General features: G+C 68.6%; 23 protein-coding genes, 2 tRNA genes and 1 pseudogene. 11 read left to right on the forward strand and 15 right to left on the reverse strand.

The genetic code is table 11. The annotated features are described in order from the left end of the window. Window positions 1–155: 155 nt before the first annotated feature. On the reverse strand, window positions 156–584 hold the full coding sequence (gene tnpA / locus OG905_RS06345) for an IS200/IS605 family transposase (protein WP_328666616.1): 429 nt from the start codon (window positions 582–584) through the stop codon (window positions 156–158). A gap of 104 nt (window positions 585–688) precedes the next feature. Between tnpA and OG905_RS06350 the strand changes: the two genes are divergently transcribed. Beyond that, window positions 689–1,891, forward strand: a complete 1,203-nt coding sequence (locus tag OG905_RS06350; RefSeq protein WP_328682073.1) for an RNA-guided endonuclease InsQ/TnpB family protein — start codon at window positions 689–691, stop codon at window positions 1,889–1,891. 39 nt (window positions 1,892–1,930) lie between these two features. On the opposite strand, the gene OG905_RS06355 is transcribed toward OG905_RS06350, so the two are convergent. Together OG905_RS06355 and OG905_RS06360 are read right to left on the reverse strand one after the other, a co-directional pair. Next, window positions 1,931–2,944 carry an MraY family glycosyltransferase gene (locus OG905_RS06355; RefSeq protein WP_328666617.1) on the reverse strand — a complete coding sequence of 338 codons (1,014 nt, stop codon included), beginning with the start codon at window positions 2,942–2,944 and terminating at the stop codon, window positions 1,931–1,933. After that, on the reverse strand, window positions 2,932–4,143 hold the full coding sequence (locus OG905_RS06360; protein WP_328666618.1) for an NAD-dependent epimerase/dehydratase family protein: 1,212 nt from the start codon (window positions 4,141–4,143) through the stop codon (window positions 2,932–2,934). The genes OG905_RS06355 and OG905_RS06360 overlap by 13 nt, the downstream gene beginning before the upstream one ends. 115 nt (window positions 4,144–4,258) lie before the next feature. Here OG905_RS06360 and OG905_RS06365 point away from each other — a divergent pair, with 115 nt between their 5' ends. The 3 genes from OG905_RS06365 to OG905_RS06375 all read left to right on the forward strand — a co-directional run bounded on the left by OG905_RS06365 (window position 4,259) and on the right by OG905_RS06375 (window position 7,976). After that, a complete protein-coding gene (locus OG905_RS06365; protein ID WP_328666619.1) occupies window positions 4,259–5,527 on the forward strand; it encodes a nucleotide sugar dehydrogenase in 1,269 nt (422 codons plus the stop codon). A gap of 114 nt (window positions 5,528–5,641) precedes the next feature. After that, a complete protein-coding gene (locus OG905_RS06370) occupies window positions 5,642–7,129 on the forward strand; it encodes a polysaccharide biosynthesis tyrosine autokinase (protein WP_328666620.1) in 1,488 nt (495 codons plus the stop codon). 19 nt (window positions 7,130–7,148) lie between these two features. Next, complete coding sequence (locus tag OG905_RS06375) at window positions 7,149–7,976, forward strand: glutaminyl-peptide cyclotransferase (protein WP_328666621.1); 828 nt, start codon at window positions 7,149–7,151, stop codon at window positions 7,974–7,976. A gap of 24 nt (window positions 7,977–8,000) precedes the next feature. On the opposite strand, the gene OG905_RS06380 is transcribed toward OG905_RS06375, so the two are convergent. Next, entirely contained in the window at window positions 8,001–9,401 is a 1,401-nt protein-coding gene (locus OG905_RS06380; protein WP_328666622.1) for a DNA-3-methyladenine glycosylase 2 family protein, read from the reverse strand. A gap of 325 nt (window positions 9,402–9,726) precedes the next feature. Between OG905_RS06380 and OG905_RS06385 the strand changes: the two genes are divergently transcribed. Both OG905_RS06385 and OG905_RS06390 read left to right on the forward strand, forming a co-directional pair. Continuing rightward, window positions 9,727–9,954 carry a hypothetical protein gene (locus OG905_RS06385; protein ID WP_266483695.1) on the forward strand — a complete coding sequence of 76 codons (228 nt, stop codon included), beginning with the start codon at window positions 9,727–9,729 and terminating at the stop codon, window positions 9,952–9,954. A gap of 108 nt (window positions 9,955–10,062) precedes the next feature. Continuing rightward, the gene (locus OG905_RS06390; protein ID WP_328666623.1) at window positions 10,063–10,296 is read left to right on the forward strand and encodes a hypothetical protein; all 234 of its coding nucleotides are present in this window, start codon (window positions 10,063–10,065) and stop codon (window positions 10,294–10,296) included. Between the two features lie 234 nt (window positions 10,297–10,530). On the opposite strand, the gene OG905_RS06395 is transcribed toward OG905_RS06390, so the two are convergent. The 3 genes from OG905_RS06395 to OG905_RS06405 all read right to left on the reverse strand — a co-directional run bounded on the left by OG905_RS06395 (window position 10,531) and on the right by OG905_RS06405 (window position 11,799). Continuing rightward, the gene (locus tag OG905_RS06395) at window positions 10,531–10,707 is read right to left on the reverse strand and encodes a CsbD family protein (RefSeq protein WP_328666624.1); all 177 of its coding nucleotides are present in this window, start codon (window positions 10,705–10,707) and stop codon (window positions 10,531–10,533) included. Between the two features lie 136 nt (window positions 10,708–10,843). Beyond that, window positions 10,844–11,377, reverse strand: coding sequence for a type 1 glutamine amidotransferase domain-containing protein (locus OG905_RS06400; protein ID WP_328666625.1), 534 nt, complete (start codon window positions 11,375–11,377; stop codon window positions 10,844–10,846). 233 nt (window positions 11,378–11,610) lie between these two features. After that, window positions 11,611–11,799 (reverse strand): DUF6381 family protein, encoded by a 189-nt coding sequence (locus OG905_RS06405; protein ID WP_328666626.1) that lies wholly within the window; start codon window positions 11,797–11,799, stop codon window positions 11,611–11,613. Window positions 11,800–12,044: 245 nt separating this feature from the next. On the opposite strand from OG905_RS06405, the gene OG905_RS06410 reads away from it, so the two are divergent. Further along, entirely contained in the window at window positions 12,045–13,196 is a 1,152-nt protein-coding gene (locus tag OG905_RS06410) for a baeRF2 domain-containing protein (protein WP_328666627.1), read from the forward strand. Between the two features lie 83 nt (window positions 13,197–13,279). On the opposite strand, the gene OG905_RS06415 is transcribed toward OG905_RS06410, so the two are convergent. Further along, window positions 13,280–13,353: transfer RNA gene (locus tag OG905_RS06415), tRNA-Pro, on the reverse strand. Between the two features lie 85 nt (window positions 13,354–13,438). Further along, on the reverse strand, window positions 13,439–13,972 hold the full coding sequence (locus OG905_RS06420) for a winged helix-turn-helix transcriptional regulator (RefSeq protein ID WP_328666628.1): 534 nt from the start codon (window positions 13,970–13,972) through the stop codon (window positions 13,439–13,441). A gap of 90 nt (window positions 13,973–14,062) precedes the next feature. On the opposite strand from OG905_RS06420, the gene OG905_RS06425 reads away from it, so the two are divergent. Beyond that, window positions 14,063–14,536 carry a DUF309 domain-containing protein gene (locus OG905_RS06425; RefSeq protein WP_328666629.1) on the forward strand — a complete coding sequence of 158 codons (474 nt, stop codon included), beginning with the start codon at window positions 14,063–14,065 and terminating at the stop codon, window positions 14,534–14,536. Window positions 14,537–14,541: 5 nt separating this feature from the next. Here the strand turns inward: OG905_RS06425 and OG905_RS06430 are convergent, their stop codons facing one another. From OG905_RS06430 to OG905_RS06440, 3 genes are read right to left on the reverse strand one after another with little or no spacing between them, the layout of a single operon-like run. After that, the gene (locus OG905_RS06430) at window positions 14,542–15,174 is read right to left on the reverse strand and encodes a LutC/YkgG family protein (RefSeq protein WP_328666630.1); all 633 of its coding nucleotides are present in this window, start codon (window positions 15,172–15,174) and stop codon (window positions 14,542–14,544) included. Beyond that, complete coding sequence (locus OG905_RS06435; RefSeq protein WP_328666631.1) at window positions 15,171–16,589, reverse strand: LutB/LldF family L-lactate oxidation iron-sulfur protein; 1,419 nt, start codon at window positions 16,587–16,589, stop codon at window positions 15,171–15,173. The genes OG905_RS06430 and OG905_RS06435 overlap by 4 nt, the downstream gene beginning before the upstream one ends. Then, the gene (locus tag OG905_RS06440) at window positions 16,586–17,296 is read right to left on the reverse strand and encodes a (Fe-S)-binding protein (RefSeq protein ID WP_328666632.1); all 711 of its coding nucleotides are present in this window, start codon (window positions 17,294–17,296) and stop codon (window positions 16,586–16,588) included. The genes OG905_RS06435 and OG905_RS06440 overlap by 4 nt, the downstream gene beginning before the upstream one ends. Window positions 17,297–17,377: 81 nt before the next feature. On the opposite strand from OG905_RS06440, the gene cobF reads away from it, so the two are divergent. After that, the gene (gene cobF, locus OG905_RS06445; RefSeq protein ID WP_328666633.1) at window positions 17,378–18,133 is read left to right on the forward strand and encodes a precorrin-6A synthase (deacetylating); all 756 of its coding nucleotides are present in this window, start codon (window positions 17,378–17,380) and stop codon (window positions 18,131–18,133) included. Between the two features lie 44 nt (window positions 18,134–18,177). Here cobF and OG905_RS06450 read toward each other — a convergent pair whose 3' ends face one another. Together OG905_RS06450 and OG905_RS06455 are read right to left on the reverse strand one after the other, a co-directional pair. Further along, window positions 18,178–18,441 (reverse strand): hypothetical protein, encoded by a 264-nt coding sequence (locus OG905_RS06450; RefSeq protein ID WP_328666634.1) that lies wholly within the window; start codon window positions 18,439–18,441, stop codon window positions 18,178–18,180. A 126-nt stretch (window positions 18,442–18,567) separates the two neighbouring features. Further along, window positions 18,568–18,644: transfer RNA gene (locus OG905_RS06455), tRNA-Pro, on the reverse strand. A 62-nt stretch (window positions 18,645–18,706) separates the two neighbouring features. On the opposite strand from OG905_RS06455, the pseudogene OG905_RS06460 reads away from it, so the two are divergent. After that, window positions 18,707–19,153, forward strand: a pseudogene (locus OG905_RS06460) (hypothetical protein); the annotation flags it as partial. A gap of 75 nt (window positions 19,154–19,228) precedes the next feature. On the opposite strand, the gene OG905_RS06465 reads toward OG905_RS06460, so the two are convergent. Next, on the reverse strand, window positions 19,229–19,591 hold the full coding sequence (locus OG905_RS06465; protein WP_328666635.1) for an MmcQ/YjbR family DNA-binding protein: 363 nt from the start codon (window positions 19,589–19,591) through the stop codon (window positions 19,229–19,231). 681 nt (window positions 19,592–20,272) lie between these two features. On the opposite strand from OG905_RS06465, the gene OG905_RS06470 reads away from it, so the two are divergent. Next, on the forward strand, window positions 20,273–21,469 hold the full coding sequence (locus tag OG905_RS06470; protein ID WP_328682076.1) for an acyl-CoA dehydrogenase family protein: 1,197 nt from the start codon (window positions 20,273–20,275) through the stop codon (window positions 21,467–21,469). The last annotated feature ends 1 nt before the right edge of the window (window position 21,470 follow it).

Raw genomic sequence — 21,470 nt, forward strand, 5'->3', positions numbered from 1 at the left:
GAGCCCCGGCGATGCGCCGGAGCTCCCCTCGACTCCGTTCACGCTCCTTCACCTCTGATCTTGCGCAGTGCTCCCCCGCTTACGGGGGAGGTGAAGCGCATCCTTGACCTCCCGGTGCGAAGCGCTGGGTATCACTGCCGAAGCAGGAAAGCCGCTCACATGGGGCGCTGCTGGTTCTCGATGTACTGGCGTACGACGGTCAGCGGTGCCCCGCCGCAGGATCCGGCGAAGTACGAGCCGGACCAGAAGTGCCCGCCCCACAGGTAGCGGCCTACGTGTGCGTCGTACTCCTTGCGCAGGTAGCGCGAGGAGACGCCCTTGAGGGAGTTGACCAGCTTGGAGAGCTGGACCTTGGGCGGGTAGTGCACCAGCAGGTGCACGTGGTCCTCCTCGCCGTTGAACTGCTTCAGTTCGGCCTCGAAGTCGGCGCAGACCTCCCGCATGATCTCTTCGCACCTGGTCAGCATGGCGTCAGTGAATGCCCGGCGACGGTACTTGGTGACGAACACCAAATGGACGTGCAGGTTGTGCACGACGTGTCGTCCCGTGCGTACATCGGGATTCGGGTTCCATCGTGGCGACATAAACCAAATGATACCGTGATCGCGTGAGCAGCGAACTCGTAGGGGAGAAGCGGCAGTTCGGGCACCGTGCCCGGCTGGCCCTGACGCCTGGACAGATCCGGCTCATGGACGACCAGGCGCACGCGGCCCGCACGATATGGAACTGCCTGCACGACTGGTGGACGATGCTCCCCAAGGAGAAGCGTTCGCTGGGCGCCGCGGACGCCGCGATACGCCAGGCCCGCAAGGAGATCGACTGGCTTGCCGCGCTACCCGCCCAAGCCGCGCAGGCGGTACTCAAGACGTATTTCCAGGCATGGAAGAACTGCTGGGACGGCCGCGCCGACGCCCCGAACTTCAAGGCCCGCTTCCGGTCGGCGATGTCTGTGGACATCCCGCAGGGCCGAGACCTGAACATCACTCGCGTGCACCGCCGATGGGGCATGGTCAACATCCCCAAGATCGGACGCGTCCGCTTCCGCTGGACGAGGAACCTCCCCGTCGGCAAGCATGCCAACACCCACAACCGCATCACCGGGTCCCGGCTGGTCAAAGACGCACTCGGCTGGCACATCGCCTTCCGCGTCCAGGCCCTCGAGCCCAAGCCCGAGCCGCACGCCGGCCCGGAGGTCGGCATCGATGTCGGCGTGAGCCTGCCCCTGGCCCTGTCGGACGGGGACACCAAGGCGCACGGCGCGTGGCTTACCGCCAAGGAACGGGCCAAGCTGCTCCGGCTGGAACAGCGGGCCGCGCACCGCAAGACCTTCCGCAAGCCAGGCGAGCGCACCTCGAACCGTCTGCAGGCGGCCTATGACCAGATCCAAGGGCTTCGTGCGAGAGCCAAGCGCAGGCACCTGGACTGGCAGCACCGGACCACCACCGAGATCGCCGCGAAGTACAGCGTGATCGTGGTAGAAGATCTGGCCATCACAAACATGGTCAAGAGTGCCAAGGGAACCGTGGAGAGCCCCGGGAACAACGTTGCGCAGAAGTCCGGCCTCAACCGCTCCATCAGCGAGGAGGCATGGGGCCGCACGGTCGAGCTGCTGACGTACAAGACCGCCCGAAACGGTGGCACCCTGCACAAGGTCCCCGCCCCCGGCACCTCCCAGCGCTGCTCAGCCTGCGGCTTCACCACACCAGGCAGCCGGGAGTCCCAGGCCGTGTTCGTATGCAAGAACCCGGACTGCGGATGGTCCGGCAACGCCGACCACAACGCGGCCCAGAACGTCTTGCACCTGTACCGGATGGGCCTCGCGCTCATTCCGGCTGCCGGGAGGGCAGTCGTCAGGCGCGCTAGTCGCGTCAAGCCCGCCACCGCAAGGTAGGCAGGAATCTCCCGCATTCAATTCATGCGGGAGAGCACTTCAAGTGTACACAGGGACTCTCAGCAGCAGACCCCACGCCAGCGCGGTCACCACGACAACCGCGGCCAGCACGGCGCTCTGCGGGAACACCCTGAACATGACGAGCACCGCCGTTAGACACGACATGGCCGCGAAACCGCCGATGACAACGGTCACTTGGCGGACGGTCAGCCCGAGGCTGCGCAGCCGGTGGGCGATGTGATCCCTGCCGCCCTGGAGCAGAGGCCTGCCCTCCCTGCGCCGGGCGACCATGACCAGGCCGGTGTCCGCGGTGACGACCAGCGTGATGAGCAACAGGCTGGTGTACCCGGAAAGGGCGGCGGTGTCCCGGTGCAGGGTCACCGTGGCGGACGACACCAGAAAGCCCACGAAGAGCGAGCCCGCGTCACCGAGGAAGATCCGCGCGGGATGCCAGTTGTGGAAGAGGAAGCCCGCGCTGGCTCCGGCGAGGGCAGCCATGACCGGGGCAATGCCGGCCAGTCCGACGGAGAGGGCTGCGCAGCACAGGAATCCCGCGGTGACGGCGGTCACGGTGGACACCACCCCGTCCATGTTGTCCAGCAGGTTGAACGCGTTGGTGGTGAAGAGGATCCACCCGACCGCGACCACCACGTCGAACCATGAACCGAAGAGAACGGGATGGCCGCACCAGAGCACCACCGCCAGGGCTGCCGCCGCCTCGACACACAGACGCAGACGAATGCTGAGCGGACGCAGGTCGTCGCCGAGGCCCAACACGGCGATGAGCGAGGCGCTTGCGAGCAGGACGACGACTGTGGCGTCGGTCCCCGTCACGGCGACTGTCGCCGCACACGCCGAGCCGACCGTGGCGATCGCGACCGCGATGCCGCCGAGATAGGGAGTGGGGTGGACATGGGCTTTGCGTGCGCTCGGCTGGTCGGTGTAGCCGCGCCGCAGGGCCAGCCGTCGCAGGGGCTCGGTCAGCAGGGCAGCGATGAAGAGTGCCCCCACGCCTGCGCCTGCCGACACGAGCCACGGACTCAGACCGGACATGGACCCACCAGCGCCGTCCGGCTCTTGGGGTCGCCTGTTCCTCCCTTCGCCGAGCTGTCGGCGGCAGCCCCGAGTGCCTGCCTCCTCACGTCGCTCCGGGCGTCTTCGACGGCGTCCTCCAAGACGTCGTCGAGGTTCCGTTGCGGCTCCCAGCCGGTGAAGTTCCTGAGTTTCGTGGTGTCGGGGACCCGGCGCTCCATGTCCTCGAACTCCGGTCCGTAGACCTCGCTGTAGGAGAGACGGTGCACCGTCGAACTGCTCTTGGCGCACGCGATGATCCGCCGCGCCAGATCCAGAACGCTGATCTCCTCGTCGCTCCCGATGTTGAAGGTCTGGCCCACCGCCTCCGGACGGTCGATCAGCGACAAGAGCGCTTGGACCACATCTGCGACATGGAGGAAGCAGCGGCTCTGCTGTCCGGTGCCGTAGACGGTGAGGGGTTCTCCCCGGACTGCCTGACGGGCGAATCTCGGGATGACCATGCCGTAGGCGGGGCTCTGCCGTGGGCCGACCGTGTTGAAGAACCGCACGATGGTGGACCGCAGTCCGTACTCCCGCCGGTAGAGCTCGGCAAGGATCTCATCGACCGCCTTGGCGGTGCTGTAGGACCATCGCGGGACGGAAGTGCTGCCGAGGACGCGGTCGGATGTCTCGCTCAGCGGTCCGGACGAGTTCTTGCCGTAGATCTCCGACGTGCTGGCAATGATGACTCTGCGGCCATGGCGGTGAGCGGAACTGAGGACGGTTTCAGTGCCCTTGGTGTTGATGGTGAAGGAATTCAGTGGCTGTTCCACGATGAGTTTCACACCTACGGCCGCCGCCAGATGCACCACGACATCGCATTCACTGACCAGCTTGTCGACGAGCGATGAATCCAGCACGGAACCGTGGACGAATTGGAAGTGACCCTGCTCGCGCGCTCGTGCAAGGTTCACCAGGCTTCCCGTACTGATGTCGTCGAGTGCAACGACCGGCTCACCACGCGCCAGAAGTGCATCGACGAGATGGGAGCCGATGAAGCCGGCTCCTCCGGTGACCAGGTATTTCGGACGTTCCATCACGCCGTCACTCCATGTCTGCGGGTGGGCGTTGCCTGGGGCAAGTGCCCGGCAACGCACGGAAACCATAGCCAGGGATGACGCAAAAAGAATGAATTGAATCCCGCCCTTAGCCCATTCGCACTCCTTGGCTGCCGGCATGCCCCCATTCGCCGGGCGAGTGTTCACTCGGGAGACGGACGGAAAGCCGCGTCGGGCTAGCACCGGGCATATCCCATCGAAACATTCTGCATGGCCAGCAGAGAGGAGTCCGATCATGTCGGAGGCAGCAAAGAAGGTAGTGGTGGTCGGCCAGGGGTACGTGGGGCTTCCACTTGCCGTTCGCGCAGTGGAGGCCGGGCGCAACGTCGTTGGTCTCGATGTGGACGAGATGCGCGTCAAGCGCCTGGCCGGCGGCGAGTCGTTCGCCGAGGACGTGACGTCGCCCCGCCTGCTGGCTGCCCTCAACTCGGGCCGCTATGCCCTGAGTACCGACTACGCGGATGCGGCGGACTTCGATGTCTGTGTCATCACGGTGCCCACGCCTCTGAAGGAGGGGGCCCCCGACCTGAGTTTCGTGGAGAGCGCCGCGCGGGAAATCGCCCTGCACCTCCGGCCGAACGCCACGGTGATCCTGGAGTCGACCACGTATCCCTGCACGACGGAGCACGTGGTGTGCCCGATCCTGGAGGCGGGCAGCGGGCTTCAGGCGGGCAAGGACTTCTTCCTCGGATACAGCCCCGAAAGAATCGACCCGGGAAACCCGACCTGGCGGCTGGAGAACACCCCCAAGGTCGTGTCCGGTATGGACGAGGACTCCCTGCGGCATGTGGAGCTCTTCTACGAAGACATCGTGGACCGTACCGTCCCGGTCAGCTCACCACGCACGGCCGAGCTGACCAAGCTCCTGGAGAACACGTTCCGCCATGTCAACATCGCCCTCGTCAACGAGCTGGCGATGTTCTGCAAACCGCTCGGCATCGACATCTGGGAAGTGATCGACGCGGCGTCGACCAAGCCATTCGGCTTCATGCGTTTTCTGCCCGGGCCCGGCGTCGGCGGACATTGCCTGCCCATTGATCCCTCCTACCTCTCGTGGCAGGTCAAGCAGAGGCTGCGGCACGACTTCCGCTTCGTATCATTGGCCAACGACATCAACAGCCATATGCCGGACCATGTGGTGCTGCGCGTGGCCAGAGGGCTCAACGCCCGACGCAAGCCGGTCAACGGCAGCCAGGTTCTGGTCCTCGGGCTCGCTTACAAGAGGAACACCGGCGACATCCGGGAGTCCCCTTCCGTCGCGGTGGCGCTCGGACTCCAGCACATGGGCGCTCACGTCCTCGCCGTGGAACCGCATGTCGACCCTCGTCAGCTGCCCGACGACATTCTGTGCGTCGACCTCACGGAGGAACAAGTCGCGGCTGCCGATGCCGTGGTCATTGCCACCGACCACGACTCCTTCGACTACGCGATGGTGGAGCGTGTCGCCGACTACGTATTCGACGCATGCAATCGGTGCCGCGTGGAAACGGTTGAGCGTCTCTGAGGGGACGCCGGTGCACTCCATTGGGGTACGAAAAGTCGAGTGCACATGCCTTGCGCCCCAAATTCGTGAGCCTGCTCCTAGGCTGACTGCTCACTCACTTGCTCCGACTGGGGAATGGCCTTGGATCTGCGCGACTACCTACGTGTCCTTTCCCGTCGTTGGCACGTCATTGCCCTCGTGACTGTGCTGGGGACGGTGGCGGGCGTCCTGGCGAGTGTCCTCGTCACTCCGGAGTACCGGGCGACGACCACGCTCTTCGTGTCCCTCCAGGCCGACACCAACACATCCCAGCTCAACGAGGGCAACTCGTTCGCCCAGGCCAGAGTCCAGTCCTACGCCGACGTGGCGGAGAGCCCCGCAGTGACCGGACCGGTCGTGAAATCCCTCGGGCTCACGATGACGTCGGCTCAGCTGGCTGACCGGATCGAGGCCGAAGCGCCGCTCAACACCGTTCTGGTCCGCCTGACCGTCACCGACACCGATGCGGCACGAGCCGCCCTGATCAGCAACTCAGTCGCTCGGCGCTTTGCCGACGTGATCAGGAAGCTGGAGCGTCCCGAGGCAAGCAAGCTCCCTTCCCCGGTACGGCTCACCGTGACGTACCCTGCCGCCACGCCGACCGCGCCCTCGTCCCCGAACACCGCCGTCAATGTTGCCCTGGGTCTGGCGGTGGGCCTGCTGCTCGGGCTGGGGCTGGGTGTCGCACTGGAGACAGTGGACACGTCGATGCGTGACTCCAAAGCCCTTGCCGAGTGCCTGGCAGCCGCCGGTGGGCCCGCCGTACTCTCCAGCATCGTTCAGGACCCGCGAGCCGCACGGCAACCGGTCTCCCTGCGCGACGACATGCACAGTCCGCGTGCCGAGGGCTTCCGGAAGCTTCGTGTCAACTTGCAGTTCGCGGAGGTGGACCAGCGGCCGAAGGTGATCGCCGTCACCAGCCCGCTGCCACGTGAGGGTAAGAGCAGTGTGTCGGTCAACCTGGCCGCCACACTGGCCGAAGAAGGGGCAAAGGTATGTCTGATCGACTGCGACCTGCGCCGGCCTTCGATTGCTCCGGCCCTCGGCCTGGTCAGGGACGCCGGGCTCACCACAGCTCTGGTGGGCCAGGCCGAACTGCATGAGGTACTCCAGTCGGCCGGTACCTTCTCGGTGCTCGCCAGCGGGAGGATCCCTCCCAACCCGACGCAGCTCCTCGGCAGCACCTATTTCGCCTCCCTGCTGCGCACTCTTGCCGAGCAGTTCGACCATGTCGTGGTGGACACGGCCCCGGTACTCCCCTTCGCCGACACCACAGCGATGGCACCCGCCATCGACGGCTACCTGCTCGTGGCGCGCGCCGGGCGGACGAGCAGGAGCCAGGTCATCGACGCTCTGCGCATCCTCGAACGCGTCAACGTCCCTGTGCTGGGAGCCGTCTTGAACGCGGCTCCGGTACGCGGAGAGGGCGACGCCCACGCCTATGCGTACACCTACCGGCCGAAGCAGGACACGACGGCCCGGCTCACCGCGCTCGTGTCGTCGCGCTTGGCGGCAGTGGTCCCCGGCCGACGGCCGGCCGACAAGCAGCACGGAGCGCGGGTGCCGTCCAAGACACGATCGTAGAACCGGGCAGCGCGAGGTCATGCGTGCTGCACGGACGGTCCCCGTCGTGGTCGTGGCCCTGGTCGGTGGAATGCTCGCCGCGTCGTGTGGGACGGGGGGCGGCGCCGGGGAGATCGGCCGCGACCCAGCCGGGCGGGCCGCGACAGGGATCGAGCAATTGCGGGCCGAGGTCGTCGGAACCCTGCCCCATGACCCGAAGGCCTTCACCCAGGGCCTGGAGATGACCGAAGGCGGCACGCTGTACGAGAGCACGGGCGTGGTCGGACAGTCCTCGGTCCGGGCGGGCCCGCTCGACGGATTTCCGGCAGTCCGCACCGAGTTGGCACGGCCGCTGTTCGGCGAGGGGATCACCGTCATGGGACCCACTCTGTGGCAGATCACCTGGCGGAACGGCCTGGCCGTCGAACGGGACGCGAGGACGCTGGCCGAGCTGCGCCGGGTCCCTTACGGGGACGAAGGCTGGGGCCTGTGCCACCAGCGGCATCGCGACCGGCTGGTGACGAGCAACGGTTCCTCCCGGCTCACCTTTCGGGTCCCCCGGACTCTCGCGAAAACGGGGGAGGTTGCCGTCACCGCCGGTGGGCGCCCCGTGAGCCGGCTGAATGAGCTCGAATGCGTCGGTGACCTCGTGTACGCCAACGTCTGGCCGTCGGACCGGATCGTGCGCATCGACGGGAATACCGGCACGGTCACCGGGGAAATCGACGCCGCGGGGCTGCTCACGCCACAGGAGGCTGCCCGAGCGGATGTCCTGAACGGTATCGCGGCCCTTCCCGGGACCCGCCAGTTCCTGCTCACCGGCAAGTGGTGGCCCAAGATGTTCCGGGTCGCCTTCGTTCCCCGGTGACCCGCACCGTCGGCCGTTTATGGGTCAGCTTCCGGACGCCATGACCCACAGGTGGTGCATCGCGTACGACCTCCACGGCCGCCACCGCTCCCCGTCCCCCGTCTGCGCCTGCACCGTCACGTCGTCCCCCAGCAGCACATCCGGGTCGCCGAGAGCCCGCATCCGGATGTAGCCCGCCGTCCGGCGGTCGATGCCCGGCAGCGTGAGCAGCTGCCGTACTGCCTCGTCCCGGTCCGCCCCCGGGTCGAGGATCAGCGAGCCGTCCGCGAGCGCGGTCGCCAGGGTGCGCAGCGCGCGGGGCTCCGCAGCCGCCAAGTCCTCGGCGCGCGGGAAGAGATGTGTCAGCCCGCCGCTCGGCTCGGGCAGCTTCTGCCCGTGCGCCGCGACGAGATCGTCGCATTCTTCCCGCCGGCCCAGCACGGCCCGTACCGCGAGCTCGTGGGGATCGGCCGTGCCCGGCGCGCGCAGGCCGGGGCGGGCCGCGACCAGGGGAGCCAGTGCCGGGTCAGTGCCGAGGCGTTCGGCGACAGCGCAGGGGTCGGCGTCGAGGTCGAAGAGGCGGCGCATCCGCTGGGTGGCCGTCGTCAGGTCCCGCAGCTCCGTGAGGTGCAGTCGGCACTCCAACCAGCCGCCCGCGCCCGGCTGTTCAGCGACCTCGGCCACGCCGGATCCGCCGGGCAGCCGCAGAGTGCGGCGGTAGGTCCGGGAGCCGCGCTCGCCGACGATCTCCTCGATGCCGGTGACGGCACGCGCGGCGAGGTAGTCGAGGACCTCCGCCGAGGCGTACGGGCCGCGGTAGGCGAGCCGCAGTGGCACTCCGGCGGCGCCGTTGGCCGGGGCGACCGGGCCGAAGCGCGAGCCGCGGCCGGGCCGGGCCGAGCGCAGTTCGCTGGGGGTGGCCGCGTAGATCTCGCGGATGGTGTCGTTGAACTGCCGCACGCTCGCGAATCCCGAGGCGAAAGCGATCTCCGCCGCCTGCAGGGTGGTCGTCTGCAGCAGTACGCGTGCGGTGTGTCCGCGCTGGGCGCGGGCGAGGGCAATGGGGCCCGCGCCGAGCTCGGCGTTCAGCTGCCGCTGCACCTGGCGGGCGCTGTAACCCAGCCGGTCGGCGAGGCCGGCGACGCCTTCGCGGTCCACGATGCCGTCGCCGATCAGCCGCATGGCCCGGCCGACGACATCGGCGCGGGCGTTCCACTCGGCGGAGCCCGGCACCGCGTCGGGGCGACAGCGGCGGCAGGCCCGGAATCCCGCGCCCTGGGCGGCGGCGGCCGTCCGGTAGAAAGTCACGTTCCGGCGCTTGGGCGTGATCGCGGGACAGCTGGGGCGGCAGTAGATCCCGGTGGTGGACACGGCGAAGAAGAACATCCCGTCGAACCGGGCGTCCCGGCTGCTCACCGCCTCGTACCTGCTGTCCTCGATCGCCATACGGCCAGTATGGGCACCGCCCGGGGGCGGGGGCTGGCGGAAATCGGACATGGCGTTCGACGTGGAGATGTGCGGCGCGCGGCCACCCAGAAGTCGCCCTCCGAGCCCGAACAGGTCCGTCGCGCGGCGCGGTTCATCGCCGGACGCGCCTGCCCGCCGAGATCGCGGCGGGCAGGACACTCGCCGTCCACGGCACCGACGACGCCTACAACTCGACGGCGAACGCACCGCTGATCACCGGGCGCGCATTCCGGCCGCCCCCGCGGTGCGCGAGGATGCAGGGTGTCCGGATGCCGCCGGGCCATGATGGACGGACGCTGGAGACATGGCTGTACACCCACCGATCGTTGTACACCGGATCTCCCCCTCGGGTGGCCGCCGGGTCACCGTGCGGGATCAGATCATGGGGCTCGCCCACTCCGACGACCAGTTGCTGGAATTCCTCCGCCGGGCCGGGCTGCCCGACGCGGACAATCTGCTCGACGACCCGACCTGGATCGAGTGGGTGGGCGACCGGCCCCATGAGTACGACCCCCTGGAACTCATGCCGTGAACTGCCCGCGCCCCACAGCATGGCGGGGCGAACCCGCTGCTCGGCGGGCATTGTCAGTGCCTCGCGAGATGCTTGACGGTCCGACACCTTCCCAAGGGGGCAACCGACATGACCGACTCCGAGCTCGCCGCGGCACAGGCGTACGTACGACTGCTGCAGACCACCCGGGCCGTCCTCTCCGAAACGGAACAGCCGCTGCTCCCCCTGCCGCTGCTCACCGCCCCGATCGCCGAGGCGGACGAGGCGCTGCGCACTCTCGGCATGGCGGGCAACGAGGCCGAGTTCTTCCGTCTGGTGTCCAGGCTCCAACCCGCGCTGCGCGAGGACAGGCGGGTTTCCTGAGCGCCGGGCGCCGGTTCAGGGGGCTCTCTTCGCCGTCCGCCGTCCCTCGACGGAGACGCATCCGGGCCCGTCGGCGGTCCATGGTGACCTCCGGGTCGAGTCAGTTGAACTGAAAACTATCCGCCTTCCGGCGTACTCCCCGCCGCCATACGACGTGGTCGGGCGAGTTGCGGCCGGACAGCGGGCCGCCCCGGGACCGTAGCCCCGGGGCAGCCCGTCCACCTGGCCGGAGACTTACCGTCCGCCCGGCTTCCTCACCTGGTCGGCGGCCTTCTGCATGGCCTCCTGGGTCGCGCCGGCGATCTGCTCGCCCCGGCCCTCCGCCTGCATGCCTCGGGCGCCCATGGCCTTGCCCGCGGATTCCTTCATCTGACCCTTGGCCTGCTTACCCTTGGCCTTTGCCTTACCCATGACGTGTCCTTTCGGGTGTTTCGGGTGTGGGGTGGAACGCCGTAACCACAGTGCGCCCATCGCTCAAAGTACGCAACTGAACACTTATCGTGACAATTTGGTGGATCTTGCTCGGCCCGCGACGTACGCCAAGGGCTCAGCCGCCGAACTCCGGCAGGAACGTGGAGCAGAACGCCTTCAGATCGGCCGGTCTACGGCTCGTGATCAGCGTTGCCGGGGCGGCGCGGCAGACCGCGACCTCCTCGTCGACCCAGGTCCCGCCTGCGTTGCGGATATCGGTCCGCAGGCTGGGCCACGAGGTCAGGGTCCGATGGCGGACCACGTCCGCCTCCACCAGCGTCCAGGGGGCATGACAGATCGCGGCCACCGGCTTGGCGAGGCCGAAGAAGCGTTTGACGAACGCGACGGCCGCTTCGTCCATACGCAGTGCGTCCGGATTGGCGACGCCTCCCGGGAGCACCAGCCCGTCGTAGTCCGCGGCGTCACTTTCGGCGACCGTCCGGTCGACGGCGAAGGTGTCGGCCTTGTCGAGGTGACGGAAGGCCTGCACACGGCCGGGCTTCGTCGACAGCAGCTCCGGCTCTCCACCGGCGTCGGCGACGGCCTGCCACGGCTCGGTCAGCTCGATCTGTTCGACCCCCTGGGGGGCCATGAGGAACGCCACTCTCATGGGGCTCACGTCCTTTCGCGCGCCTTGCTCATGCCGCTGTCGGTCGCCGAGTTCCCATGGCGCGGCGGAGTATCCCCCCTTACGAGTTCGGGGTCGATCAGCCGCAACTGGGCGGCGAGCCACGCCCCGCAGGGACACCTGCCGACCCGTCGCCCGAGCCGACGGGGCACAAAAGCGACGGCTGACGACCTGCCCCAAGGACAGGCCGTCAGCCGTGCACGTGGTGCGGGCACCTACAGGGGGCGGGCGTCCCCGCTGCCCATGCTGCTTTCCTGCTCGCTCTGCTCCTGCAGCTTCCGGGCCTTCTCCTGGAGCCGCTGACGCTCCTTCGGGTCGGTCGTGCGCTCCGCGGCCTCCTGCATCTGCTTGGCCTTCTCGCGCATCTGCCGGACTCGGCCACCGGATTCACCTGCAACGCTCATCGTCACTCCTTGGACGTCGGGTAGAGCGGACTCCCTCAGCGAAGCAGCGCGCCGACACGCTCGCAATGTGAACCGTTACGCGCTGCAACCACCGCCGGACCGCGCCACGGACGGTGCCCGTTCGCGGGCCGGGTCCACGAACCGGTCGTTGCTCGGGTGCGCCTCAACTTGCTCGATTCCGCAGGGCACTTTGGGCAGGTCGTCGTAATCTGGTAGTAACCACCCTCCCAAGCCTGGGGGAGATCATGGAACTTGCTTTTCTCAAGCCGCTCTTCGATCGTCCAGGCCCCTGGGCCTCCGTATACATCGACACCTCGCGCGCGACCGAGGAAGCCACGAAGGTCCAGAAGCTCCGTGAGCGCTTTGTCGCGGCGCAGCTCATCGACGCGAGTGCCGACGCCTACACCGTCAGGGCGGTGATCGACACGCTCGCCCATGAGCCGGTCTCCGGGGCACCTCCCGGCCGGGCGATCTTCGCCGCCGGCGCCGAGGTCGTGCTCGACCTGCCGCTCGCCGTCTCTCCCCTCAACACCGAGGCGACGTGGTCGATCCTGCCCCACGTCGCCCCGCTCGCCCGCCTGCGGGGCGACGAACCTCCCTGCCTGGTGGCATACATCGACCGGACCGGCGCCGATCTGGAACTGCGCGACGCACACCACCGCGAGACCCTGGGCCAGGCCAACGGCAAGGAGTGGCGGGGCCGCGGGCATCGCAGCATCCCCACCGACCGTTACGAGTGGCACTACCGGAACAAGGTCGAGAACAGCTGGAACGAAACCGCCGACATCATCGCGGGCGAGATCGCGAAGCAGTGGCCCGACAGCGGCGCCCGGCTGCTGGTCCTGACCGGAGACTCCCGCGAGCGCAAGGCGGTGCACACCCGGCTGCCCGAACGTATCCGGGCCTCCGCCGTCGAGGCCGACAGCGGCAGCAGATCGCCGGGCGCCTCCAAGAGCGTGCTCGACCGCCAGATCGCCGAGGCTCGCGAGGCGTACGCGCGCGACCGGCTCCAGAGCGCCCTGGAGCGCTTCCGTATCGGACGCGGCCGCCCCGGCGAGCACCGCAAGGCCTCCGTCGACACCGGCCGCGGGGATGCCGCGGAAGGGGTTCCGGCGGTCGTGGACGCGGCCCGCAGCCACCAGGTGGCCACGCTCCTGCTCGCGCAGGACGCGTCGGACGCGGCACGCGACGTATGGATCGGACCCGGCGTGGACGACGTCGCCGTACAGCGCGGCCAGGCCCAGGCGATGGGCGTCGCCAAGCCCGTCCAGGCACGCGCGGACGACGCGCTGCTGCGGGCGGCCGCGGCGGCCGACGCCGAGGTACTGCTCGTACCTGAGGGCATGCGCGGTCCGGCGGGCGGGCTGGGGGCGGTGCTGCGATGGAGTACGCCTTGATCCCCTGAACCAAACGCGAGAGGCCGTGCCGGAAACTCCGGCACGGCCTCTTCTTCCGCGAATTCTTCTACGACTTCGAAAAGTCGGGACGACAGGATTTGAACCTGCGACCCCTTGACCCCCAGTCAAGTGCGCTACCAAGCTGCGCCACGTCCCGTTGCGCGAATCCTCCCGGTTTCCCGGCCGAGCGCGCAGGAGAACACTACCTCACCGCGCCGGGCCACCGGACGCACGGCCTGCGGTCATTCGCTCCCGGCCGCCGAGTCGGCGGCCGTGGACTCGACCGGTCCGGACGAATTCCAGCCGGGCGTACGCACGTCGAGCCGCAGATCCTCGGGCACGACCTCCTGACCGCAGTGACGGCAGCTGTGGACCATGTCCAGCTCTTCGCCGCACGAGTGGCCGAAGACGGCGGGCGGCTCGTCGACGAGCCACCGGTCGCCCCACGCGCGCAGCGTGGTCAGCACCACCAGCAGGTCCCGCCCGGCCTCGGTGAGGTGGTACTCGAAGCGCGGAGGGTGCTCGCTGTACTGCCGCCGGGTCAGGACGCCGACGGACTCCAGATGACGCAGGCGCGCGGTGAGGACATCGCGGGGAGCGCCGGTGTTACGCGCGATCGCGGCGAAGCGGCTGTTGCCGAAGCTGATCTCCCGCACCGCCAGCAGTGACCACTTCTCGCCGACGGCCTGGAGCGATGCGGCGATCGAGCAGGGCCGGCCACGCGAGTCGAGGGCGAGTGCGGGGAGCTTGTGGTCCTCGGTGGTGCGTGCCTTCATGCCACTAGGTTGCCACATCCAACTCACTCCCTGCCGTCTGCCGACGACCCGTCCGGGCAGCGCGTCCGGGGCACGGGGGACAATCGATGCGTGGACAAGGCAGGCAGGGACCGCGACACCGAAGGGCGCGCACGCAACGCGCGGCCGCGCGACGGGCTGGGGCGCCCTCTCCCGTACGGGACGCGGGGAGTGGAACGGCAGCCCGAGGGCGTCGTCCGCACCCCCGGCCAGACACTTGCCGATGCCCAGCGGCTGCTCGACGTGGGCATGCCCTTCCACGCCCACGAGGTCTTCGAGGATGCCTGGAAGACCGGGCCCGAGGCGGAGCGCGAGCTCTGGCGCGGACTCGCACAGCTGGCGGTGGGGCTCACGCACGCCGCCCGCGGCAATACGGCGGGCGGCGCGCGGCTGCTGCTGCGCGGCGCGGACCGGATCTCCGGCTACCGCGACCCGTACGCGATCGATGTGGCCGGTCTGACGGCCTGGGCACGGCAGCTCGCGGCCCGGCTCGACGGACCGGTGGACGCGGGCGCCGAGGCGCCGCGGCTGACCTCGGTCGAGTAACAGGCTCAGTCCCGTAGCAGTACGACCTCAAGGGTGCGGGGGCCGTGGACGCCCTCGACCCGGTCGAGCTCGATGTCGCTGGTGGCCGAGGGACCGGAGATCCAGGTCAGCGGGCGGGTCGGGTCGATGCGCGGCATCGCCTGCGGTACGGAGGCGACGATCTGCCCGGGGGCCCTGACGACGCAGATGTGCAGATCGGGAACGAGCGTGAGCGCCCGGCGCCCCTGCCCGGGGCCCGCGTCCAGGACGATCGTGCCGGTCTCGGCGATCGCGAGGGAGCAGCCGGTCACCACGGCGTCGATGGCGTCGAGCTCGTACGGAGTGAGCGGACCGTCGTCCGTGCGCTGTTCGGCGGTCGTGTCGGCGAGCCAGGCTTCGGGCAGCCCGTCCGGTACGACGACCGACCGCGCACGGTGCGTGTCGAGCAACTCGGCGATGAGGGCGGGCAGTTCGCCTTCGGTGGCGCGGTGCACGATCGCCCGGTAGTCGGCGAGGTTCTCGTGCAGCAGCTCGAGGATCTCGGCCGGATCGCCGGAGGTATGGCTCTCCAGATAGTCGCGGGCAGGCTCGGGCGCCTCGGGGGCGTCGGCCACAGCCGCACGGACACGGGCGAGGATGCGCTCGCGTGAGGCGCTCATGTGCGGTTCTTCTTCCACCAGTCACGGAAGGATTGGGCGGGCAGTTCGGGCAGTTCGCGGTCCGCGGTCCAGGCCCCCGTGCCCGGGAGTTTCCTAGGATGCAGTTTGCGGGTCCTGGCGGCGGCCTTCTCCCCGGCGGCGAGCGCGGCCGGATGGCCGAGGATCCACCCCGCCGCCTTGATCGCCGCCTTTTCGACGCGGTGCCCCTTGCCGCCCTGGTCCGCGACCTTCTCCCGGAGGTGGACGAGGACTTCGGGGATGTCGATGGCGACCGGGCACACCTCGTAGCAGGCGCCGCACAGCGAGGACGCGAACGGCAGCGAGGCGTCGATCTCGCTCTGGATCCCCCGCAGTTGGGGACTGAGGATGGCACCGATCGGGCCGGGGTAGACGGAGCCGTAGGCATGGCCGCCGGCCCGCTCGTACACCGGGCAGACGTTCAGGCAGGCCGAGCAGCGGATGCAGCGCAGCGCCTGGCGGCCGACCTCGTCGGCGAGCGTCTCGGTCCTGCCGTTGTCGAGCAGGACCAGATGGAAGGTCCGCGGTCCGTCCGCGTCGGCCGTTCCCGTCCACATCGAGGTGTACGGGTTCATGCGCTCGGCGGTCGAGGAGCGCGGCAGGGTCTGCAGGAAGACCTCAAGGTCGCGCCAGGTGGGGACCACCTTCTCGATGCCGACGACGGAGATCAGGGTCTCGGGGAGGGTCAGACACATCCGCCCGTTGCCCTCGGACTCGAAGACGACGAGGGTGCCGGTCTCGGCGACCATGAAGTTGGCACCGGAGATACCGACCTTGGCGCGCAGGAACTTCTCACGCAGATGCAGGCGCGCGGCTTCGGCGAGTTCGGCGGGGGTGTCGGTCAGTCCTTCCGGGGCCGCTCTGCCCCAACTGCCCATCTCCTTGCGGAAGATGTCGCGGATCTCGCCGCGATTGCGGTGGATGGCCGGGACGAGGATGTGGGACGGGCGGTCGTGGCCGAGCTGCACGATGAGTTCGGCGAGGTCGGTTTCGTACGCCGCGATGCCCTCGGCCTCCAGCGCTTCGTTGAGGCCGATCTCCTGGGTGGCCATCGACTTGACCTTGACGACCTCGCTCTCGCCCGTCGCCTTCACCAGATCGGCGACGATGCGATTGGCCTCTGCGGCGTCGGCGGCCCAGTGGACGGTGCCCCCGGCCGCGACGACTGCCGACTCCAACTGCTCCAGATAGCGGTCGAGATGGCGGAGCGTGTGGTTCTTGATCTGCTTGCCCGCTTCACGCAGCAGCGCCCAGTCCTCCAGCTCCGCCACGGCTTTGGCCCGCTTGTCGCGGATGGTGTGGGTGGCGTGGCGCAGATTGGCACGCAGCGTCACATCGTGGACGGCGTCCCTGGCGGCCTTGGGGAAGGACGGCATGCCGAGATACGTACCGCTCACAGCAGGGGCTCCTCTTCGGTGCTGGCGAGGATGTCGGCGATGTGCAGCGCGCGCTGGGGGGCGTCCTGGCGGCGCAGGATGCCGCCGATGTGCATCAGACAGGAGTTGTCGGCGCCGCACAGCACCTCGGCGCCGGTGGACAGGGCGCTGCGGACCTTGTCCTGGCCCATGGCGGCGGAGACGTCGGGGTTCTTGACGGCGAAGGTGCCGCCGAAGCCGCAGCACTCCTCGGCACCGGGCAGCTCCCTCAGCTCCAGGCCCTTGACCGCTTCGAGGAGCCTGCGTGGCCGCTCCCCCAGGCCCAGGGCCCGCAGCCCGTGGCAGGAGGGGTGGTAGGTGACGGTGTGCGGGAAGCAGGCGCCGACATCGGTGACACCAAGGACGTCGATCAGGAACTCGGTGAGTTCGTACGTACGGGCCGGGAGTGCGCTCTCCCCGAACTTGGGATAGTGCTCCCGCACCATCGCCGCGCACGACCCCGACGGCGTCACGACGTATTCGTAGCCCTCGAATGCCTGCGCCGTCCGCCGTACCAGAGGCTCGGTCTCTCGCCGGTAGCCGGTGTTGTACTGCGGCTGTCCGCAACAGGTCTGCGCCGCCGGGAAGTCCACCTCGACCCCCAGCCGTTCCAGGAGTCTGACGGTCGCGATGCCCGTGGCCGGATACACCGCGTCGTTGACGCAGGTGACGAAGAGTGCGACACGCATGGTCGGAGGATATGCCGCCACCGGCAGCCCCGGTAAGTCCCGCATACAGCCGGATGAGGGATGCCCCGCATAATCGGTGGGGTGAGAAAGATCTATGTGATCGGCATCGGGGCGGGCGACCCCGACCAGCTGACCTTGCAGGCCGTCAAGGCGCTGAACAAGGCGGATGCGTTTTTCATCCTCGACAAGGGCGAGGAGAAGTCGGATCTGACCAGGCTGCGGCGGGACCTTCTCGACGCCCATGTCGAGGACCGCGCCTACCGTCTGGTCGAGGCGCGCGATCCGGAGCGGGACCGGGAAACATCGGACTACTCCCCCGCTGTCGACGACTGGCGCCGCCGCCGTGCCGATCTGTACGAGCGGTTCATCGCCGAGGAACTGAGTGAGGACGCGTGCGGTGCGTTCCTGGTCTGGGGCGATCCCGCGCTGTACGACTCCACGCTCGCCATCCTTGAGGAGATCCTGGAGCGGGGCACGGTCGCCTTCGAGCATGAGGTGGTGCCGGGCATCAGCAGCGTCTCGTCGCTGCTGGCCAGGCACCGCACCGGTCTGAACCGGGTGGGCCGCCCGGTGCAGATCACCACGGGCCGCCGGCTCGCCGAGGGCTGGCCCGAGGGCGTGGACGACGTGGTGGTGATGCTCGACGCACGACAGGCGTTCACCCGCCATCTCGACCAGGATCTCTTCATCTACTGGGGCGCCTACGTGGGCACCGAGGACGAGATCCTGGTCTCGGGCCGGCTCGCGGAGGTGTCCGGGCGGATCGAGGGGCTGCGTGCCGAGGCGCGTGCCCGCAAGGGCTGGATCATGGACACGTATCTGCTGCGGCGCGGCTGACAGATCCCGTCGCCGGGCGCTGCTTCGCCCAGAGATCGCGTACGTCAGCGCGGAGGTGATCTGTCCGCAGGCCGGGGAGCCTGCGGGCGAACCACTTTGCGCGCGTACGCCTCCATCAGCTCGACCCGGCCGTCAGGTCCTGCGGCGAAGCCGTCGACGAGCGCCCCGGCTCGCTCGGCGGCGTACGGGACGAGTGAGGCGATCCGCCCGGCGGACAGCCCGCGGTTCAGCGGGGCGCGGTGGCGCTGATACGCCGGACCGTCCGTGGAGACGACGGTGGGCCGCTTGCCGAACCCCTTGGACAGCACCTCCAACGGCGAGCGCGGCCGGTTCCCCGCTGATGATGTCCATGCCAGGAGCCGGTGTCATGCCCCCGGAAAACCGGCGAGGTCGTATCGGAAGACTCCGATACGACCTCTGACCTGCATAAACGCTGGTCGGGACGACAGGATTTGAACCTGCGACCCCTTGACCCCCAGTCAAGTGCGCTACCAAGCTGCGCCACGTCCCGGTGCCCGTCTGACCTGGGGTTTCCCCCGGCCGAACGCGCATGAGAACAATACCGCACTTCGACTGGTGGTCACGAACCGCTTTCCCCCGGGCGGGGACGAGGACCCGAGGCTCGCCCTCATGCCGGCCGAGATCAGCAGGGACGGATTCGACCGCCCGGAACGACTGCACCCGGCACTGGCCGGGATGCGGCCGATCATGCACACCTTCGCCAGTTTCTTGGTCGAGCGACCCTTCGAGCAGGTGAAGCTGGACCTCGGCCACCAGGGGGTGGGCGGCGTATTGGTCAGCGCGGGAGCGTTGTACGACTGGCCAGCGGGCGGTTTCACCCATATGTCATGGTCGGACCGATGCTGGGCAACGTCCTTGCGGCGACGGAGGGGCTGGAGGTGACCGGTCCTGGGCCTGGGCGTCTCCCGCCGGGAGCTACGCCGCTACCGCCGGCTGGGCGAGCACGTAGCGGCGCCCGGCCTGGACGCGGGCGGCTTGCGCGACCGGATCACGGTGTTCGAGGCGCGAGGAGGTTGGGGTCCCCCCAGACGGAGGAGGGCGGGTAGGGGATCGCGCCGCAGGCAGCCCGCACCCTCACCCCCGCCCGGCCAACTCCGGGTGCGCGTCCAGCATTTTCCGCGGAGCCGCCTGCCGCCACGAGTCCACCAGTATCGCGTACAGCTCCTCCTCGTCCTCCAGCGCAGCCAACCGCACGCGCAGCCACGCGAAGTTGTCGTCGTGCCCCGCCCGCATGAAGAACTTCTCCGGCTCGGCGGCGATCAGCTCCTCCCGGTCCTCCTTCGGGCACTTCACCCCCATCGCCTTGTCGTCGTCGTCGAGCGAGGCGAAGATCCTTCCCCCGCTCTCCAGGCGGAACGTCGGCATGCCCCAGGCGAGCTTCTCCATCGCCCCGGGCAGCGAGAGCGCAAGTCTGCGTACGTCGTCGGCAGTGGCCATACGAAGACCGTACGGCGCGGCACTGACACTCAGCGGGCACCCACCGGGCGCCCACCTGGGCGCTGCCACAGAGGGCGCTCCCGACCCATTGACCCCTTGCGAGGCACCACTCACGGTGTGCGACGTGGCGAGAAAGCGCTTCCCACCTGCCCGCGAGTGTCTTCAAAGTCCCGTCCGCGTAGCAGCGCCCCGAGGCCACAAAGACACAGGGGCGTGCGCCCCCTGCGCCCCTGGCAAACACTTCGCGCGCCGGGTAGCGCCTCCGTACGCCCGCACTGCGGCCCTCCGCGCCTGTCGGTCGCGCTCGCATGCGTTCTTTTCGGTGTGGGTGTGTGCCGTATCGGTTCTTCCGGTGTTCCCGGATGTCGCAAATATGCACGTCTGAGACTCGCGCCTGTCCCTCAGTGCCACATGCCCACCAAACCTTTGCCGTTGGCATGTGGCAGAAAGAGGCACAGGGGGAATGCCGTACGGCAGGACCGGACAGGCCCGTACCACACGAAACACATCCTCAATCAAACGTCAACGGCCTGCGTTCCGGCCAAAGTTGGTATCGATCTTGTGCCACCGAAAAGCGATCAACACCATGAGGTGGTCGGCCTGTTCGGGACGAGATCACTGCCGATGCACCACCTGCTCGAACAACTGCCCGGGCAGGCGTTTCGCAGAGGAGGACTCGCGATGGACGGCTACTTCGCCAGTCGACTGCATCACCAATTACGCGACCATGTCCGCGAGTTCGCCGAGACCGAGGTACGTCCACGGATCCCGGCGATGGAGACCGCCCGCTCGGTCCACCGCGAACTGTCCCGGCTGATAGCCCGGCAGGGCTGGCTGGGCGCGACTATCAGCAAGGAACACGGAGGCATGGGGGTCGGGCATCTCGCCAAGACCATCATCATCGAGGAACTGTCCAGGGTCAGCGGGGCGATGGGCGCGATGGTGCAGGCCTCGCAGCTCGGCGTCGCCAAGATCATCCATTTCGGCAGCGACGAGCAGAAGAAGACGTGGCTCCCCGCCATCGCCGCCGGCGACTGTCTGCCGACGATCGCCGTCACCGAACCCGAGTCCGGCGGCCATGTGCTGGGCATGAGCGCCACCGCCGTACGGGACGGCGACGACTACGTTCTCAACGGCCGAAAAGTGTATGTGGGCAACAGCCATGTCGGCGATCTGCACGGCGTCGTGGTGCGGACCGCTCCGGGTTCCAAGGGGCTGACGGCCTTCCTGGTGGAATCGGACCGCCCCGGCTGCGCCGTCGGCGAGCAGCGGCCCGCCATGGGGCTGCACGGCTTCAGCTTCGGCGAACTGCACTTCAACAACTGCCGTGTCCCCGCGCCGAACCGGCTCGGCGAGGAGGGCGACGGACTGGCCGTGGCGTACTCCTCCAGCGTGCTCTACGGACGGGCCAACCTCACCGCCGTGTCGCTCGGCATCCATCAGGCGATCCTTGAGGAAACCGCGCGTTTCTGCGCCGAGCGCCACCGCTACGGCAACCCCCTGCACCATCTGCAGTCGATCAAGCTGAAGTTGGGGAAGATGCAGTCGCGGCTGATGACCGCACGGCTCGCCGCGTATCACGCGGTGCATCTGCTCGACCGGGGCCTGCCGTGCGACGCGGAGCTCATGAACGCGAAGCTGGTCAATGTCGAGTCGGCGATCGACACCGCGCGCAACGCCATGGAGGTGCATGCCGCGGCCGGGCTCTTCACCGACCGCCCCATCGAACGGTATCTGCGGGACGCGCTCCACATGTTCGCCCCCGCAGGCACCTCCGACATCCAGCTGCTGCGCCTGGCGGAGGTGGCGCTGGGCACGTCGAAGGGCGAGTGGTCGGACCGGCTGTCCGACGCGGTGAGGCTGCAACCGGCGGTCTGAC

Source organism: Streptomyces sp. NBC_00322, assembly GCF_036147535.1.
Classification (GTDB): domain Bacteria; phylum Actinomycetota; class Actinomycetes; order Streptomycetales; family Streptomycetaceae; genus Streptomyces.

What these genes read in the sequence shown, in the direction of transcription:
- tnpA (WP_328666616.1), bottom strand. Translation starts at nt 584, where the DNA reads ATGTCGCCACGATGGAACCCGAATCCCGATGTACGCACGGGACGACAC.
- OG905_RS06350 (WP_328682073.1), top strand. Translation starts at nt 689, where the DNA reads ATGGACGACCAGGCGCACGCGGCCCGCACGATATGGAACTGCCTGCAC.
- OG905_RS06355 (WP_328666617.1), bottom strand. Translation starts at nt 2,944, where the DNA reads ATGTCCGGTCTGAGTCCGTGGCTCGTGTCGGCAGGCGCAGGCGTGGGG.
- OG905_RS06360 (WP_328666618.1), bottom strand. Translation starts at nt 4,143, where the DNA reads ATGCCGGCAGCCAAGGAGTGCGAATGGGCTAAGGGCGGGATTCAATTC.
- OG905_RS06365 (WP_328666619.1), top strand. Translation starts at nt 4,259, where the DNA reads ATGTCGGAGGCAGCAAAGAAGGTAGTGGTGGTCGGCCAGGGGTACGTG.
- OG905_RS06370 (WP_328666620.1), top strand. Translation starts at nt 5,642, where the DNA reads ATGGCCTTGGATCTGCGCGACTACCTACGTGTCCTTTCCCGTCGTTGG.
- OG905_RS06375 (WP_328666621.1), top strand. Translation starts at nt 7,149, where the DNA reads ATGCGTGCTGCACGGACGGTCCCCGTCGTGGTCGTGGCCCTGGTCGGT.
- OG905_RS06380 (WP_328666622.1), bottom strand. Translation starts at nt 9,401, where the DNA reads ATGGCGATCGAGGACAGCAGGTACGAGGCGGTGAGCAGCCGGGACGCC.
- OG905_RS06385 (WP_266483695.1), top strand. Translation starts at nt 9,727, where the DNA reads ATGGCTGTACACCCACCGATCGTTGTACACCGGATCTCCCCCTCGGGT.
- OG905_RS06390 (WP_328666623.1), top strand. Translation starts at nt 10,063, where the DNA reads ATGACCGACTCCGAGCTCGCCGCGGCACAGGCGTACGTACGACTGCTG.
- OG905_RS06395 (WP_328666624.1), bottom strand. Translation starts at nt 10,707, where the DNA reads ATGGGTAAGGCAAAGGCCAAGGGTAAGCAGGCCAAGGGTCAGATGAAG.
- OG905_RS06400 (WP_328666625.1), bottom strand. Translation starts at nt 11,377, where the DNA reads ATGAGAGTGGCGTTCCTCATGGCCCCCCAGGGGGTCGAACAGATCGAG.
- OG905_RS06405 (WP_328666626.1), bottom strand. Translation starts at nt 11,799, where the DNA reads ATGAGCGTTGCAGGTGAATCCGGTGGCCGAGTCCGGCAGATGCGCGAG.
- OG905_RS06410 (WP_328666627.1), top strand. Translation starts at nt 12,045, where the DNA reads ATGGAACTTGCTTTTCTCAAGCCGCTCTTCGATCGTCCAGGCCCCTGG.
- OG905_RS06420 (WP_328666628.1), bottom strand. Translation starts at nt 13,972, where the DNA reads ATGAAGGCACGCACCACCGAGGACCACAAGCTCCCCGCACTCGCCCTC.
- OG905_RS06430 (WP_328666630.1), bottom strand. Translation starts at nt 15,174, where the DNA reads ATGAGCGCCTCACGCGAGCGCATCCTCGCCCGTGTCCGTGCGGCTGTG.
- OG905_RS06440 (WP_328666632.1), bottom strand. Translation starts at nt 17,296, where the DNA reads ATGCGTGTCGCACTCTTCGTCACCTGCGTCAACGACGCGGTGTATCCG.
- OG905_RS06465 (WP_328666635.1), bottom strand. Translation starts at nt 19,591, where the DNA reads ATGGCCACTGCCGACGACGTACGCAGACTTGCGCTCTCGCTGCCCGGG.
- OG905_RS06470 (WP_328682076.1), top strand. Translation starts at nt 20,273, where the DNA reads ATGGACGGCTACTTCGCCAGTCGACTGCATCACCAATTACGCGACCAT.